Origin of the sequence: Escherichia sp. AM3 (genome assembly GCF_032029835.1) — a bacterium.
Taxonomy (GTDB): domain Bacteria; phylum Pseudomonadota; class Gammaproteobacteria; order Enterobacterales; family Enterobacteriaceae; genus Escherichia; species Escherichia coli.
Genome location: NZ_JAVUPQ010000738.1, coordinates 1 through 333, shown reverse-complemented (window position 1 = coordinate 333; position 333 = coordinate 1). Strand labels below are relative to the sequence as shown.

General features: G+C 63.1%; 1 protein-coding gene. It reads right to left on the bottom strand.

The window, feature by feature from the left end; all coding sequences use genetic code 11:
* The coding region (locus tag RTW80_RS28130; protein ID WP_312721401.1) for an SIS domain-containing protein at window positions 1–333 on the bottom strand (333 nt) is incomplete at both ends.

Below are 333 nucleotides of genomic sequence, written 5' to 3'. Positions count from 1 at the left end.
CGCGTCGCGCAAAGAGGCCTCTTTGCTCACGTGCGGGATCTCATCTCCGGGGTGCATAATACCGTTAACCCGCAGCAGCAGTTTGCGCCCGAGCGCGCCGCCGGGATGAGACAGGGCAAAATCTTCAGGCGTAAAACCGCGGGCTTCCAGCAGCGCAACGGCAAGGGCATCGCCCATCACCAGCGCGGCGGTTGTGCTGGAGGTCGGCGCCAGCCCCAGCGGACAGGCTTCTTTAGGCACTTTCACGCACAGGTGAATATCCGCCGCACGCGCCATGCTGCTTTCCGGTCGGCTGGTCATGCAAATCAGCGGTACGTGCAGACGCTTCAGCAC